Raw genomic sequence first — 14,306 nt, 5'->3', positions numbered from 1 at the left:
TGCGGCCTGCATGCTGCCTTCGGCCCGCGCATGCTGCCTTCGGCCCGCGCATGCTGCCTTCGGCCCGCGCACGCGCTGCCTGTAGCCGGACGCCTGTGTCAGGTGGTGGCCTTGGCCTCCGACTCGGCGGCTTCCGCTGCGGCGGCGGCTTCGCGGCGGGCCTTCTCGCGTAGGGCGTGCTCGTCCGTCCTGGCGTCGTAGTGCAGGAACTTCGGCAGTGCGGCGGCCAGGCCGACGACGGCGGCGACGCACAGGATGCCGCCGCTGGTGAGGGAGAAACGGGTGCCGCCGAAGTTGGCCATCAGGCTGGCTCTGGCGTTGCCGAGCATGGGGCCGCTGGCGTAGGAGAGCAGCTCGATGCCGGCCAGGCGGCCGCGGTACTCCGGTGGGATGGTCTGGTTCCACATGGTCATGCGGAAGATGCCGCTGATCATGTCGGCGGCGCCCGCGAGCGCGATGCAGACGAAGACCAGCCAGACGTTCGGCGCCAGGCCGGTGAGGGCCACGCCCGCGCCCCAGAGCACGGCCGCGACGATCACGCCGAGCCCCTGGCGTTGCACGCGGGCCGTCCAGCGGCCGGTGAGCGAGGCGATCAGGGCGCCGACGGCGGCGGCCGAGTAGAGGAGCCCGAGTGCCTGCGGCGCGTGCAACTCGTCGGCCAGGAACGGGAACAGCGACGTGGCCATCGCGAACACCATGGCCGCGATGTCCACGAGGTAGGTGCCCATCAGGTCCTTGCGGCTCACGGCGTACCGCACGCCCTCGACCAGCGACCGCAGCGACGCGGGCGCGGCGTCCTCGGCGGGCGGGATCGACCGGACGCGCCAGAGCAGGGCGAACGACACCAGGAACGTCAGCGTGTCCAGGGCGTAGGCGGCGGCGGTGCTCCACGTGACGAGCAGGCCGCCGAGCGCGGGGGCGACGATGGCGCCGAAGTTCCAGCGCAGGCTCGACAGCACGGCGGCCGCGGCCTGCTGATCGTGCTTGACCACCTGCTGGATCACGGCTTCCAGGCTCGGGCGCTGCAACGAGCCCAGGCCGGTGGACAGGGCGCCGACCACGTACAGGACCCAGACCTGCGGGCTGGGCAGCATGGCGTTGATCAGCAGGGCCGCGGAGGTCACCAGCAGGCCCAGCTCGCTCAGGGCGATGATCTTGCGGCGGTCGAGCGCGTCGGCGATGGCACCGCCCCACAGGCCGCACACCACCATCGGCACGAACTCCGCCAGGCTCACCAGGCCGACGGCCAGGTAGGAGTTCGTCAGCTCCTTCATCTGGTACGGCACCGCGACCATCGTGATCATCGTGCCGAACATCGTGATGACGCCGGAGCTGAAGAGCAGCCGATAGTCGCGCGAATCGCGCAGCGGGCTCAAGTCCAGCGAAAGGTGACGGAGCAGGCGTTTCACGACAGGCAGCACGAAGTGAAATTGTCCGTCAGGCGCTGACCGTTGGGCAAATCGTTTTCGGACAGGAGAACGGCCCTCCGGGAGGTTCCGGAGGGCCGTGGTGATGTGGCCTTCAGGCGGCCGGGACCTTGTCCAGGAAGCCGAGGACCTTGCTGATCCTGCCGTCCTCGGCCAGCTCGACCACGTCGAACCCGACCGCGACCGGCTCCCCGCCTTCCGGGCCGAGGTGCCAGGTGAAGCGGGCGAGGTGGTGGTGGGCGTCGTAGAGGTCGCCGGGGGTGAAGACCAGGCCGGGGAACATGCCCTGCGCGCCCTCGATCACCGCGGCGATGCCGGCGTGGCCGGCGACGTCGGCGAGCGGGTCGGTGTAGGTGGCGTCCTCGGTCCACAGCTCGGCCACGGCCTTGGCGCGGGCCTCGGGGTCGGTCTCGTTCCAGCAGGCGATGTAGCGGTCGATGAGGTTCATGGGTGTGCTCTCCCTTGCGAGGGGTGGTCGGGTACGGCTTCGGGATCAGGCGGTGCGGGTCAGGCGGTGCGGGTCAGGCGGTGCGGGTCTTGCGCAGGCCGGTGATCTGGAGCTCGGCGAACAGCGCGACCACCAGGGCCTGGGCGATGGCCCAGATGGCGCCGATCGTGGTGAAGCCGGCCGCGCCGGTGACGACGGCGGCGATGCTGGCCAGGGTCCAGATGATGTTCAGGGCGATGACGGCCTTGGTGCCGGCGGGGCTGATCTCGCGGCGGGTGGCCAGGAGGCCGACGGCGATGCCGTACACGAGGAGGAAGACGCCGATGCCGCGCAGCAGGCCGGCGTCCGGGCCGAGCAGGGTGCCTACCGGGCCGGCGAAGGCGAGGTAGATCAGCCCGTTGCCGCCGGTGACGACGGCGTCCGCGGCCAGCGCCAGGCGCAGGAACTTCATCCGGTCGGTGGTGACGGTAAGGGCGGTCATATCGGGCTCCTTGGAGATGGCCTTGTTCGTGCTGACAGTTGAAAGATGTCAGCCAGGGGGTAGGGGCCGCGATTACGCGCCAGGTAATGCGAGGTGGTGATTTCGGTGCTGAGCAGGGGGAACGGGGGTGGTGTGAGGGCCGTCACACGGGTGGTCGGACACTTGGGCGGGTGACACCGTCGCCTGCGTGGCCGGGGGCGGATGGTGGCCACGGGTCGCGGCGGTGCGTGAGGCGGGGCGGGGCGGCGTACGAGATCAGCGGGAGGAGGGCGGACAGGAACAGGGCGGCGACGGTGGCGCGCAGGAGGCGGCGGGTGCGGCGCAGGACGGCGGTCAGGAGGAGGATCGCGGGGGTGCCGATGCCGACGGGCAGGTCGAGGGCGAGCCAGGCCAGGCGCAGGGACACGCTGCCGCCCTGGAGGACGAAAAGGGGGATCACCCCGGCCAGGACGCGGAAAGAGCAGCCAGACCACGGCCAGTTGCGCGGCTGGGGCCGCGAGGAGCGGCCACCGCGTCTGCGTCACCGTGGTCAGCGGCGCGCCGAGCAGGCTGAGGGCGGCGTAGGTGGAGAGGGCGGCGCGCAGCAGGCGCATCTGCCGGTCGGTGGCAGGTGACTCACCGGGATGGGCGCGCAGCCTTCGGGCGGCGGCGGGCGGCTCGCCGCGCCGGGGCCCGCACAGCACCTGCCACCAGGCCCAGCCCTGCAAGCCGCCCGTCGCCGCCGCCAGGAGGATCACCAGCCACCCGGGGAGACGGGCAGGGGCGGCGCGTCCCGGATGACGAGCCACCACAAGCCCTCGCCGTCACCACCCACGAACGCGACTCCGGCGAGCACCGACACCGCGCCCAGATGAACGACAGTGACAAAGGCGGCGAACCACCCGAAACGGTAGCGGCGCACCGGCACTCCTGGGGGACGGAGGCGCCCAACCTAGCGATCCCCCAGGAGGATGATCAGGCTCAGCCGCCCAGAACCTCCCGCCGCAGATGCGTCTTGAGGATCTTCCCGCCAGGGTTCCGCGGCAGCTCACCCTCCCGGAACCAGACGTGCACCGGAATCTTGAACTTGGCGATCCGCTCCGCCAGGAACGCCTGCAGCTCCCCGGCCGTGACCGTCTTGCCGGGCGCCAGCCGGATGACCGCCCCGACCTCCTCGCCCAGCTCGTCGTGGGGCACGCCGATCACGGCGGCGTCGTCCACGGCCGGATGCTCGAACAGGGCCGCCTCCACCTCGGCGCAGTAGACGTTCTCGCCGCCCCTGATCACCATGTCCTTGGCGCGGTCGACGATGTAGACGAAGCCCTCTTCGTCGATCTTGGCCAGGTCGCCGGTGTGCAGCCAGCCGTTGACGAACGTCTGCGCGGTCGCCTCCGGCTTGTTCCAGTAGCCGAGGATGACGTTCGGGCCGCGCACGCACAGCTCGCCGACCTCGCCCGGCGGCAGCTCGGTGCCCATCGGGTCCACCACGCGCACGTCCACCACGGCGGACGGCAGGCCGATGCTGTCGGGCTTGGCCTGGTAGTCGGCGCCGCCGTTGCCGATGGCCAGGGCGGAGGTCTCGGTCATGCCGTAGCCGTTGGAGGGGGCGCGGTTGGGCAGGTTCGTGGTGATGCGCTCCAGCAGCTTGGGCGGGGCGGGGGCGCCGCCGTAGCCGAGGGTGGCCAGGGACGACAGGTCGTACTTGCCGAAGTCCGGGTGGGACATGAGCTGCCAGGCGTTGGTCGGCACGCCGATCATGGCGGTGACCCGCTCCCGCTCGATGAGGCGCAGCGCCTGCTCGGGGTCCCACTTGTACATCAGCACCAGGCCGCCGCCGCTGAACATCGTCGTCGTCATGGCCGAGAAGCAGCCGGTCACGTGGAAGAGCGGGACGGTCAGCAGCGTGATCCTGCGGGTGCCCGCCGCCGCGCCGACGTCCTTGCCGGCCATGGCGACGGCCTTCATCAGGCCGTACGCGACCGTCATGGGCGACTGGCCGATGTTGCGGTGGCTGCCGAGCGCGCCCTTCGGGCTGCCGGTCGTGCCCGAGGTGTAGAAGATCGTCGCCGGGTCCTCCGGGGCCAGCTCGACGTCGGGCAGCTTCACGTCCGCCACGACCTCGCCCAGGAGCTCGTCGAACGCCCGCGCCCCCGCCGGCACCTCGCCCCTGGTGACGATCATCGGCACGCCCGTGGCCGCCAGCCGGACCGCGCGCTCGCCGTCGGCGATCAGCACCTTGGCTCCGGAGTCGCGCACGCCGTAGGCCAGCTCGGCCTCCGTCCACCAGGCGTTGAGTGGTACGGCGATGGCCCCCGCCGCCAGCACGGCCGAGAAGGAGACCACCCACTCGGGGTAGTTGCGCATCGCCACGGCCACCCGGTCGCCCTTGGCCACGCCGTACTCCTCGACCAGGCGGTTGGCCAGGGTGGCGGCGCGGCGGAAGTGCTCCTCGAACGTGATGTGCTCGTCCTCGTAGACCAGGAAGACCTTCTCGCCGTGGAACCTGCTCATCTCCAGCAGGGCGCGGAAGTGGGCGGGAGCATGCTTCCACGTGCGTACGCCGGTGTCGCCGATCTCCTCGATCTCGAAGAGCTGGCCGGGGGCGGTGAGCTGGGCCTGGACCTGGGCGTGCGAAAGAGACATACGCAGAACTCCCGCATTGGACGATTATTCCGGAGATTTCACAGTACCGACCGGTAGGTACGTAGCGCTAGACGGTCGATCGAGCACCCCGGGCACGTGAAAGTTTCATTGATCTACCGATAGTTTCTGCTCTCCAACTGCTGCTTTAGCGTCGCTGTGAGCTTGCCATTGACCGGCGATTCGCATGTCAATACCGTCTGCCGTGCGGCCTGAAGCAGGCCGAAACTTTCGGAATCGAGTGCCTGCATCCGGAGGTCATGACCGTGCATTCGTCCTCGCTCCTACGACTCCTCACGTTAGTGGGGATGTTCGCAGCCTTCCTCCTGCCCGCCTCCTCGGCCGAAGCGTCCGCGCCGCTGCGCACGCACGCCGCCGCGAGGAGCAAGTTCATCGGTACGGCGCTCGCCACCAGCCCGCTGGCCAACGAGACCGCCTACCGCAACATCGCGGCCACGGAGTTCAGCCAGGTGACCGCCGAGAACGTGATGAAGTGGGACACCGTCCAGCCCAGCCAGGGCCAGTTCAACTTCTCCGGCGCCGACGCCATCGTCAACTTCGCCACCCAGAACAACCAGCAGGTCCACGGCCACACCCTCGTGTGGCACAGCCAGACCCCCGGGTGGGTGCAGGGCCTGAGCGCCAGCGCGATGCGTACGGCGATGCAGAACCACATCAGCCAGCTCGTCGGCCGCTACGCCAGCAACGCCGCCGTGGTGTCGTGGGACGTGGTGAACGAGATCTTCGACGAGAACGGTGGCTGGCGCAGCTCGTTCTGGTACAACACGCTCGGCCAGAGCTTCGTCGCCGACGCCTTCCGCGCCGCCCGCGCCGCCGACCCCAACGCCCGGCTGTGCATCAACGACTACAACGTCGAGGGCATCAACGCCAAGAGCACCGCGATGTACAACCTGGTCTCGTCGCTGCGCCAGCAGGGCGTGCCGGTGGACTGCGTGGGCTTCCAGGGCCACCTCGCCATCCAGTACGGCTTCCCCAGCGACATCCAGCAGAACATGCAGCGCTTCGCCGACCTCGGCGTCCAGGTGCGCGTCACCGAGCTGGACGTGCGCATGCAGATGCCCAGGAGCACCAGCAAGGACACCACCCAGGCCACCTACTACCGCAACGTGATCAACGCCTGCAACGCCGTCACCGCCTGCGCCGGCGTGACGATCTGGGGTTTCACCGACAGGTACTCCTGGGTGCCGGACACGTTCCCCGGCGAGGGCGCAGCGCTGATCTACGACGAGAACTACCAGCAGAAGCCGTCCTACACCGCCGTGCACGACGCGCTGGCGGGCGGCACCACCACCGACCCGACCCCGCCGACCACGCCGGGCACGCCCACCGCGAGCAACGTGACGTCCAACTCCGCCACGCTGACCTGGACCGCCTCCACCGACAGCGGCGGCAGCGGCCTGGCGGGCTACAACGTCTACCGCGAGCAGGGGACGACCGACACGCAGCTCGGCCAGAGCACGAGCAACTCCATCAACCTCACCGGGCTGACCCCGAACACCCAGTACCAGGTGTACGTCCGCGCCCGTGACGGAGCCGGGAACCTCTCGGCGAACTCCGCGCTGGCCACGTTCACCACGCAGTCCGGCCCCGTGGGTGGCGGATGCACCGCCGTGGGCACCGTGCAGACGCAGTGGAACAACGGCTACGTCGTCCAGCCCGTCACCGTCACCAACAGCGGCTCGTCGGCGATCACCGGCTGGACCGTCACGTTCACGCTGCCCGCCGGCCACACGCTCGCCGGGTCGTGGAACGCCGCCCTGACCGTCAGCGGCCAGACCGTCACCGCCAGGAACGCCGCCTACAACGGCAACCTGGCACCGAACGCCAGCACCACGTTCGGCTTCCAGGTCAACCGCCCGAACGGCAACACGCAGACGCCGTCGGGCTACACCTGTGCCTGATCCGGGCGCCTGATCGGGGATCCCCTGGGGCCTGCCCGCCTGCCCGCCCGGCATCGGCACCCGCCCCAGGGGATTCTCTCCGCCTGGAACATTGACATGTGAACCGTCGAGGACTGTCGTTCGCCGTAGGAGGTGAACGGCATGAACGAATGGGATGCCACCTCGTACGCGGGAAAGGACACGATCCTGCGAGTCGTCCGCCAGGAGGCCGAGCGCTTGTTCGCGCTGGCCGAGCCGGAGGACGCCTGGGAGGCACCGACCGCCTGCACGGGCTGGACGACGCGCGACGTCGTCGCGCACCTCGTCGACACGACCGAAGGGTACTTCGCCGCCTTCGACGTCGCCCGGCGCGGCGGTGACCCCGGGACGGCGTACGGGCTGCCCGGGATGGGCGACCGGGTCAACTCCCAGGCCCTGGCGCTGCGCGGGGTCCCGCAGAAGGAACTGCTCGACCGGCTCAGGACCGACTTCGAGCGGATGCAGCAGATCCTGCGGGGGCTCGCCGAGCCCGAGTGGGCCGGGCTGACCGTCCCGCACTTCTACATGGGGCCGCTGCCGGCCTACTTCTACGCGGCGGGCCAGCTCATGGACTACGCGGTGCACTCGTGGGACATCCGGCAGGGGAGCGGGCGCGCGCACGGGCTGCCGGGGGAGGCGGCCGATCTGCTGGTGCCGTTCATGTTCGTGCTGTGGCAGTCCACGATCCGGCAGGGGGCCGATCTGACGCCGTTCGAGATCGGGATCCGGGTCGGTGGGGTCAACGGGGGTGACTTCCGGGTCTCGGTGGGCTCGCAGGGGATGACGTACGAGCCGGGTGGCCTGGAGGGGCTGCCGGCGGTGATCGAGTTCGATGCCGGGAGCATGGTGCTCACGACGTTCGGGCGGAGCAACGCGGGGACGGTGCGCGGTGATCTGGGGGTCGCCGATCGGTACCTGAACCTGTTCTTCCGCATCTGACGCTGCCCTGCGGATTTGTGACCTGTCGGTCGAGGGCGCCGACGGGTCACCGAGCAGGGCCGTATATCAATAGATCCGCAATGGCGAAAAGGAACCTGCGGCGATTGTTGAGCGTTCAGGAGGTATGCCGAGACTTCAGGCGATCTTCTGATGGAGATGATGTAGTTGGGGCGAAAGAAGAAGCGTCGTTCCAGAAAGGGTCAGATGCGACGCAGCGTGCCTGTTGGGCGAAATGCTCCGTCCAGGGCGCCGGCCCGAGCGATATCGCCGGAGGCGACTCGGCCCGTGGAGAAGGCGGCTCCCGCTCCGGACGACACTGCCGACTCAACCGGATTGACCCTGCTCAAAACGCGTCGCGCCTTCATCGGGGCGATCGCGGCCACGACGCTCGCCGTCCTCGGAGGCACTCTGGGGAACATTGCCTCGTTCAATTGGACCAAGACGGAAGATCTCCGTAACAGTATCGACTATTTCTTCTTCCTGTTCGACTCGGAGCGCTATCCGGAAGCCTATCAGGTCGGTCTGGAAGACATTCTTCGCCATTCTGCGAGGGATAGCGAGGAGTTCGCCCGATGGCTCAACAACGTTGCGTGTGCGGCTGTGTGGGACGGGCAGTTCAACGACGCGCTCAATCTGTTCCACCAGATACCGTCGATTCAGGAAACCTGGTGGAAACCCGTAGCCGTCGCGAATCTGGCTTACACGCGATATCACCTGGGTCTGGACACCCGTCGGTACATCTCCTATCTCGAGCGCTCGATCACGTCACTTGCCCGCGCACGCCACTCGAAGCAGGACGCCTGGTTGCAGCTCTGGTCGCGGCAACCTTCTGGATCGGACCAACTGGTAGTGCCCCCGCTTGCGGTGCTCTACAGGCTCTACGCAAAGGAAGGTGATCTCTCGGAGTCGTTCCAGGCGGCACAGGCGGATATCCAGCTTCAAGGCGTCACTGCCCAAGGTGCGAGGTTGGTCGTGGGCTTGATGGCCGCCGCCGTCGGTCAGGAGAAGGAGGCGCTCCGACTTGCCGACCAGGTCGCCAGGGAGCACAATCCGCCCTCCTCCTGGGATCACATGGAAGCGTTGCGGGATCTGATTGTGGCATGCCTCACCGGAAGAGGCGGGGTGGCGGGCACGGCCTTCATCGGGCAAGCGAACTCCGTCAAAGGCGAGTACTATTCCTGGACGAGTCTCGCCGATGTCAGATACTTCTTGTCAGCGGACAGCACCACTTCGCTTCGGCATGAGTTCGGAGAGCGGATCCTCCTGAGCTACAAGGCGGCCGACATGGGCAATCTGTCTGCCATGTTGCAGCTGGGCGGACTTCTGAAGTCCTGATGTGACGCCAGCACCCGGGCGCCCTGGGGGCGCACGAGGTCACGTCGCGGCGGCGAGCGGACGCGTATGAAACGATGCACCCGTGGGTGTCACAGGCGGTCCCATCATTCCCGTCTGGGAGTCGGCCGGGCTCCTGCCCCGCGCCTATGCGGTCGATGTGGTCAGTCATCGCTGGCTCAACGATGACGAGATCGAGAACGCTCGAGTTGCCTGGGCTCGACACCATGCCGGCGAACGGGACGACGCCAAGGTGTCCCTCGTGTCGATCTCAGGAAGATCCTGCACGCACCGTCTCCCACCAGGCCGCGATCCTGCGCGCAAGGGCCCGACGGGCGCTGCCCGACATGGCCGCCGTGCATGTCGGCCTGGCCACGAGAGACGGCGACGTCGTGCTGACCCGTCGCAACAGCACACCCCCTTCCACCCGGGAACCTGGAGTCTCTCCCTTGAGGAAGGACTCGACCCCGCAGATCTGCGACACCACGGCGAAGTGTTGCACCAGGCCGCCAAGCGAGGCGTCATGGAGGAGTTCGGCCTGGCAGCGCATGAGGTGAGCTGCGACCAGTTCATGCTCATGTCGGCGACCGTCGAAGCTCGGCTGGGGAATGTCTGCTGGATCGTCGTGGGCAGGCTCAGGCAGACCACCTCCGAGGAACTCCATCCCACCTCGCTCGTCCGTGTCCGTGCGTTGCAGCGCTTGATGGACAGAAGCCGGGGGTGAAGCCCCATCGGCGCGGTGCTAACCCTTCACCGAGCCGCCGAAGTTGAACGACCCCGCCAGATACTTGTTGACCGCCACGTACAACACCACCGCCGGCGCCGTGTAGAGCACCGAGAACGCGGCCAGCTGCCCGTACGCCACCTGCCCGTACTGTGAGAAGAAGGTGTAGATGGTGACGGCCGCCGGCTGCTTGTCCGGCGTGTCCAGCAGTACGAACGGCGCGAAGAAGTTCCCCCACTGCCCCACGAACACGAAGATGGCCACCACCGCGATCCCCGGCGCCATCAGCGGCCCCACCACGGCCCGCAGCGACTGCACCCAGCCGGCGCCGTCCACCCAGGCGGCCTCCTCCAGGCTGACCGGCACCCCGTCCATGAAGTTCTTCATCATCCAGATCGAGAACGGCAGCGAGCTGGCCGTCAGGAAGAGCACCATCGCGGGCACGGAGCCGTACAGGTTGAACCGGAAGAACATCGCGTAGACGGGGACGAGGATCGCCGTCACCGGCAGGCCCGTCGTGAACAGCAGGGTCAGCATGAAGTGGCGGCGGTAGCGGAGCTGGTAACGCGACAGCGGGTACGCGGCCAGTCCCGCCACCAGCACTGTGAGCACGGCCGTGGAGCCGGAGATGACGATGGAGTTGATCAGCGGCAGGAAGAGCGTCTCCCAGGTCAGCACGGCCTTGAAGTTGTCCAGGGAGAAGGTGGCCGTCGGGGCGGCGGAGAGGGCGGCCTCCGGCTGCACCGAGGAGATCAGCACCCACAGGAAAGGCCCGAGGAAGGCCAGCGTGATGACGAGCAGCGACAGCAGGGCCGCGCCCCTGGCGGCGATCCGGGTCATGCGTCCTCCACCTTGATCAGGCGCAGGTAGACGAGGGAGAACAGGGCGCCGATGACCAGCATGACCAGCGCGATGGCCGAGCCGTAGCCGATCTCGAAGTAGCGGAAGGCCTGCTCGTACATGTAGAGCGGGGTGGTCTGGCTGGCCGTGCCGGGGCCGCCGCCGGTCAGGGCGTAGATGAGGCCGAAGCTGGCCAGCGTCTGGAGGGTGATCAGCATGAGGTTGGACATGATCGAGCGGCGGATCAGCGGCAGCGTGATGTGCAGCAGCCGCCGCAGCGGGCTCGCCCCGTCCACGGCCGCCGCCTCCACCAGGTCGGGCGGCACCTCCGACAGCGCGGCCGAGTACACCAGCATCGAGAACGCGGTGCCGCGCCAGACGTTGGCCAGGATGACGGCGAGCATCGGGGCGGTGTAGAGCCACTCCTGCGAGATGCCGAGCACCGTGTTCAGCGTGCCGTCCTCGGCCAGGAAGGAGAACCAGCAGACGGCCGCCACGATCTCGGGCATCACCCAGGCGCCGATGACCACGCCGTTGACCACGCTGCGCGTCACCCGGCCGCGCCCCCGCTGGAGCAGGGCGATGATCAGGCCGAGGGTGTTCTGGCCGATCACGGCCGAGCCGATGACGAAGACGAACGTGAGCAGGAAGGAGTTGACGAAGTTCGGGTCGCCGAACATCCTGGCGAAGTTGTCCAGGCCCACGAAGCTGGAGTTCACCGAGGCCGAGCCGGTCAGGGTCTCGTTGGTGAAGGCGATGTAGACGCTCCACAGGATCGGCCCCGCCAGGAAGAGCGCCAGCAGCACCAGCGCGGGGGCCATCGGCAGCAGCCAGCGCAGGACCCGCCGCCGCCGTGGCGGGCCGCCCGCCGGCGTGCCCGTCACGGCGGAGGCCGGGGCAGTGGCGACCGTCATCGGGCCAGGACCTTGCCGGCGCCCCCGACGGCCGCCGGCAGCGCCTCGGCGTAGGCGGCGGTGGCCTCCTCAGGGCTGCGCGAGCCGGTGGTGACCGCCTCCAGGGCCTCCTGGACCTGCGCCGACACCTTGGGGTACGCCTCGAACGCCGGCCGGTAGTGCGTCACCTCGGCCAGGTCCGTGAAGAACTTCACGCTCGGGTTGTCGGCGGTGTACTTCGGGTCGGCCGCGACGTCCTTGCGCGGGGCGAGGTCACCGGTGCTGACGGAGTACGTCAGCGAGTTCTCCTTGTTGGTGGCCACCGCGATGAAGTCGAACGCCTCCTGCTTGAGCTTGGCGTAGGAGCTCATCGCCATCACCCAGCCGCCCGACATGCTCACCGCGCCCGGCTCCTCGCCGTTCTGCGTGGGCATGGCCGTCCAGCCGATCTTCTGCTGCCACTGCGGCCACGGCTTGGTGCTGGTCGGCTTCCAGGCCGCCGCCGTCCAGGCGCCGTCGAGCGAGATGCCCACCTTGCCCGCGGGGAACCACTCCAGGTTGACCTTGTCGGCGAGCTTGGCGTTGTGCGCGTCGGCCTGCTTGGGGCCGAGCTCCTCGCGATAGATGGTGTTGACGAAGGTCAGGGCGTCGGTGAAGTTCTTGCCGCCGGCCACCCACTTCTGCTGCGTCTCGTCGTAGAGGGTGCCGCCGGGGGTGCCGTACAGGAGCATCTCGAAGCCCTGCATGGTCGCCGCCTCGCCGTGGATCTTCGTGGAGTACATGCTGAACGGGACGGCGTCCGGCACCTTCTGCTTGATCGCCCGGGCCGCGGTCAGGATGTCGTCCCAGGTCTTCGGCTCCCACGGGACGGGCAGGCCGGCCTTGGCGAAGACGTCCTTGTGGTACCACAGGCCACGCGTGTCGGTGCTGATCGGCACGCCGTAGATCTTGCCGTCGACGCCCTTGGCGGCCTGCTTGACCGAGTCGGGGAACTGGCTGTCCCAGTCGGGCCACTTGGCCAGGTAGTCGTCGAGCGGGGCCAGCTTGCCCGCCGCGACGTCCGCGTTGACCTGGAAGGTGTCGTGGAGGTAGACGTCGGGCGCCGAGTCCGGGGAGCGGTTGAGCAGCGCCAGCTTGGTGTAGTAGGCCTCGTTGTTGCCCTGCACCGGGGTCAGCTTGACGGTGACACCGGGATGGGCGGCTTCGTACTGCTTCTTGGCGTCGCCGAGCATCTTCTCCAGATGCGGCCACGTCGGCTCGACCTTGTAGAGGACTTCGAGTTCCTTGGCTCCGGACGCCTCCTGCGTGCCGCCGCCACCGCAACCTGCTGCTGTCAGCGCTGTCAACAACGCCAGGGAACCGGCCAGGGCACCTCTCATCACTGCCTCCCCTTGTTTCCTTGGGTTGACGAGAACGTAAATCTTTTTGATTTACTAAGTCAACACTCTGTGGTGACATGGCTCACATGCAGCAGGGCACGAACCTGCCCAAGGTAGGCAGCTACAACCGCGCCGTCGTGCTGGAGGCCATCCAGGCCTCCGACGGGATCAGCCGGGTGCAGATCGCCGCCGTGACGGGGCTCACCGCCCAGGCCGTGTCGGTGATCGTGCGCAGGCTGCTGGAGGAGGGCCTGGTCGTCGAGGACGGCTCCGCGCCGTCGAACGGCGGCAAGCCGCGCACGATCCTGCGCGTGGACGCCCGCGCCGGCTACGCGGTCGGCGTGCACTTCGACCCGCAGGAGCTGTCGTGCGTGCTCGCCGACCTGGCGGGCAGCCCCGTCGCCCGGCTGCACCTGCCCCTGCGCCCGGAGGACAGGCCGGACGCGGTCATCCGCACGATGGCCGGGGCGGCGCGCGGCATCCTGCGGGAGGCAGGGGTGCCCGACGGCAAGGTGCTCGGCGTGGGGCTGGCCTGCCCGGGGCCGCTGGACGCCGACGGCGTGATGGTCTCGCCGCCGCGGCTGCCCGGCTGGGACCGGGTGCCGATCAAGGGGCTGCTGCAGGAGTACACCCACTTCCCCGTGACCGTGGACAACGACGCCACGGCGGCGGCCATCGGCGAGCGCTGGGCGGGCATCGCGCGCTCCGCCCCCGGCCTGGCCTACCTCTACCTCGGCACCGGGATCGGCGGCGGGCTGATCCTGGACAACCAGGTCTACCGGGGCAGCTCGCTCAACGCCGCCGAGTTCGGGCACATCACCGTGGAGCCGGAGGGGCCCGCGTGCTACTGCGGCAACCGGGGGTGCGTGGAGGCCGTCTGCTGCCCCAGCGCCATCGAGGCCGCGCTGGGCACCGGCGCCGACCATGCCGCCATCTGCGCGGCGGCGGCGCGCGGCGAGCCGGCGGCCCGCCGGGTGATCGAGCGGGTGGCGCAGCGGCTCGCCGACGCCGCCGTGAGCGTGGTGAACATGCTGGACATCGACCTGCTCGTGCTCGGCGGGCCCGCGCTGCGGGAGGTCGGGGAGATCTACCGGGAGGTGATCGCGCGGGCCGTGTCGGAGCGGCCGCTGGCCAGGCGGCTGCACCGGGTCCGGGTGGAGACCTCGCCGATCGCCGCCGACGCGGCGGCGATCGGCGCGGCCTCGCTGGTCTTCCACGCCACCTACGCGCCCCGCCTGGGCACGCTGCTCAGCGGCTAGCTGTATGGACTCGCCTTGGCACGCT

At 68.9% G+C, this 14,306-nt stretch carries 14 protein-coding genes; 5 read left to right on the top strand and 9 right to left on the bottom strand.

Going from position 1 to position 14,306, the window contains the following annotated elements; all coding sequences use genetic code 11:
* Positions 1 to 98: 98 nt before the first annotated feature.
* From LCN96_RS36720 to LCN96_RS36695, 6 genes are all read right to left on the bottom strand, one after another.
* Positions 99 to 1,421, bottom strand: a complete 1,323-nt coding sequence (locus LCN96_RS36720) for an MFS transporter (RefSeq protein ID WP_225267016.1) — start codon at positions 1,419 to 1,421, stop codon at positions 99 to 101.
* Between the two features lie 100 nt (positions 1,422 to 1,521).
* Positions 1,522 to 1,875 (bottom strand): nuclear transport factor 2 family protein, encoded by a 354-nt coding sequence (locus LCN96_RS36715; protein WP_225267015.1) that lies wholly within the window; start codon positions 1,873 to 1,875, stop codon positions 1,522 to 1,524.
* Between the two features lie 73 nt (positions 1,876 to 1,948).
* Complete coding sequence (locus tag LCN96_RS36710) at positions 1,949 to 2,356, bottom strand: hypothetical protein (protein WP_225267014.1); 408 nt, start codon at positions 2,354 to 2,356, stop codon at positions 1,949 to 1,951.
* A 142-nt stretch (positions 2,357 to 2,498) separates the two neighbouring features.
* Positions 2,499 to 2,795, bottom strand: a complete 297-nt coding sequence (locus tag LCN96_RS36705; RefSeq protein ID WP_225267013.1) for a hypothetical protein — start codon at positions 2,793 to 2,795, stop codon at positions 2,499 to 2,501.
* Between the two features lie 294 nt (positions 2,796 to 3,089).
* Positions 3,090 to 3,257: a hypothetical protein gene (locus LCN96_RS36700; protein ID WP_225267012.1), complete on the bottom strand. Its 168-nt coding sequence runs from the start codon at positions 3,255 to 3,257 to the stop codon at positions 3,090 to 3,092.
* Positions 3,258 to 3,316: 59 nt separating this feature from the next.
* Entirely contained in the window at positions 3,317 to 4,978 is a 1,662-nt protein-coding gene (locus tag LCN96_RS36695; RefSeq protein ID WP_225267011.1) for a class I adenylate-forming enzyme family protein, read from the bottom strand.
* Positions 4,979 to 5,283: 305 nt separating this feature from the next.
* On the opposite strand from LCN96_RS36695, the gene LCN96_RS36690 reads away from it, so the two are divergent.
* The 4 genes from LCN96_RS36690 (at position 5,284) to LCN96_RS36675 (ending at position 9,910) form a co-directional block, all read left to right on the top strand.
* Positions 5,284 to 6,897 (top strand): endo-1,4-beta-xylanase, encoded by a 1,614-nt coding sequence (locus LCN96_RS36690; protein ID WP_225267010.1) that lies wholly within the window; start codon positions 5,284 to 5,286, stop codon positions 6,895 to 6,897.
* A gap of 141 nt (positions 6,898 to 7,038) precedes the next feature.
* A complete protein-coding gene (locus LCN96_RS36685) occupies positions 7,039 to 7,854 on the top strand; it encodes a maleylpyruvate isomerase family mycothiol-dependent enzyme (protein WP_225267009.1) in 816 nt (271 codons plus the stop codon).
* Positions 7,855 to 8,139: 285 nt separating this feature from the next.
* Positions 8,140 to 9,189: a hypothetical protein gene (locus LCN96_RS36680; protein ID WP_225267008.1), complete on the top strand. Its 1,050-nt coding sequence runs from the start codon at positions 8,140 to 8,142 to the stop codon at positions 9,187 to 9,189.
* 520 nt (positions 9,190 to 9,709) lie between these two features.
* Entirely contained in the window at positions 9,710 to 9,910 is a 201-nt protein-coding gene (locus LCN96_RS36675) for a hypothetical protein (RefSeq protein ID WP_225267007.1), read from the top strand.
* Positions 9,911 to 9,928: 18 nt separating this feature from the next.
* Here the strand turns inward: LCN96_RS36675 and LCN96_RS36670 are convergent, their stop codons facing one another.
* Genes LCN96_RS36670 through LCN96_RS36660 form a run of 3 tightly spaced genes read right to left on the bottom strand, consistent with a single transcriptional unit; the run spans position 9,929 to position 13,022 of the window.
* Positions 9,929 to 10,750, bottom strand: coding sequence for a carbohydrate ABC transporter permease (locus LCN96_RS36670; RefSeq protein ID WP_225267006.1), 822 nt, complete (start codon positions 10,748 to 10,750; stop codon positions 9,929 to 9,931).
* On the bottom strand, positions 10,747 to 11,664 hold the full coding sequence (locus LCN96_RS36665; RefSeq protein WP_225267005.1) for a carbohydrate ABC transporter permease: 918 nt from the start codon (positions 11,662 to 11,664) through the stop codon (positions 10,747 to 10,749). Before LCN96_RS36665 ends, LCN96_RS36670 begins: the two co-directional genes overlap by 4 nt.
* Positions 11,661 to 13,022 (bottom strand): extracellular solute-binding protein, encoded by a 1,362-nt coding sequence (locus LCN96_RS36660; RefSeq protein ID WP_225267004.1) that lies wholly within the window; start codon positions 13,020 to 13,022, stop codon positions 11,661 to 11,663. Before LCN96_RS36660 ends, LCN96_RS36665 begins: the two co-directional genes overlap by 4 nt.
* 77 nt (positions 13,023 to 13,099) lie before the next feature.
* On the opposite strand from LCN96_RS36660, the gene LCN96_RS36655 reads away from it, so the two are divergent.
* On the top strand, positions 13,100 to 14,281 hold the full coding sequence (locus LCN96_RS36655; RefSeq protein WP_225267003.1) for an ROK family transcriptional regulator: 1,182 nt from the start codon (positions 13,100 to 13,102) through the stop codon (positions 14,279 to 14,281).
* Positions 14,282 to 14,306 lie beyond the last annotated feature (25 nt).

The sequence above is a fragment of the Nonomuraea gerenzanensis genome, from assembly GCF_020215645.1.
Taxonomy (GTDB): Bacteria; Actinomycetota; Actinomycetes; order Streptosporangiales; family Streptosporangiaceae; genus Nonomuraea; species Nonomuraea gerenzanensis.
The sequence above is the reverse complement of the archived record's forward strand: the minus strand, read 5'-3'. Positions and strand labels throughout refer to the sequence as shown.

Excerpts from the sequence above, each read along its gene's own strand:
- LCN96_RS36715 (WP_225267015.1), bottom strand. The coding sequence starts at position 1,875 with ATGAACCTCATCGACCGCTACATCGCCTGCTGGAACGAGACCGACCCC.
- LCN96_RS36710 (WP_225267014.1), bottom strand. The coding sequence starts at position 2,356 with ATGACCGCCCTTACCGTCACCACCGACCGGATGAAGTTCCTGCGCCTG.
- LCN96_RS36695 (WP_225267011.1), bottom strand. The coding sequence starts at position 4,978 with ATGTCTCTTTCGCACGCCCAGGTCCAGGCCCAGCTCACCGCCCCCGGC.
- LCN96_RS36690 (WP_225267010.1), top strand. The coding sequence starts at position 5,284 with ATGTTCGCAGCCTTCCTCCTGCCCGCCTCCTCGGCCGAAGCGTCCGCG.
- LCN96_RS36685 (WP_225267009.1), top strand. The coding sequence starts at position 7,039 with ATGAACGAATGGGATGCCACCTCGTACGCGGGAAAGGACACGATCCTG.
- LCN96_RS36675 (WP_225267007.1), top strand. The coding sequence starts at position 9,710 with ATGGAGGAGTTCGGCCTGGCAGCGCATGAGGTGAGCTGCGACCAGTTC.
- LCN96_RS36670 (WP_225267006.1), bottom strand. The coding sequence starts at position 10,750 with ATGACCCGGATCGCCGCCAGGGGCGCGGCCCTGCTGTCGCTGCTCGTC.
- LCN96_RS36665 (WP_225267005.1), bottom strand. The coding sequence starts at position 11,664 with ATGACGGTCGCCACTGCCCCGGCCTCCGCCGTGACGGGCACGCCGGCG.
- LCN96_RS36660 (WP_225267004.1), bottom strand. The coding sequence starts at position 13,022 with ATGAGAGGTGCCCTGGCCGGTTCCCTGGCGTTGTTGACAGCGCTGACA.
- LCN96_RS36655 (WP_225267003.1), top strand. The coding sequence starts at position 13,100 with ATGGCTCACATGCAGCAGGGCACGAACCTGCCCAAGGTAGGCAGCTAC.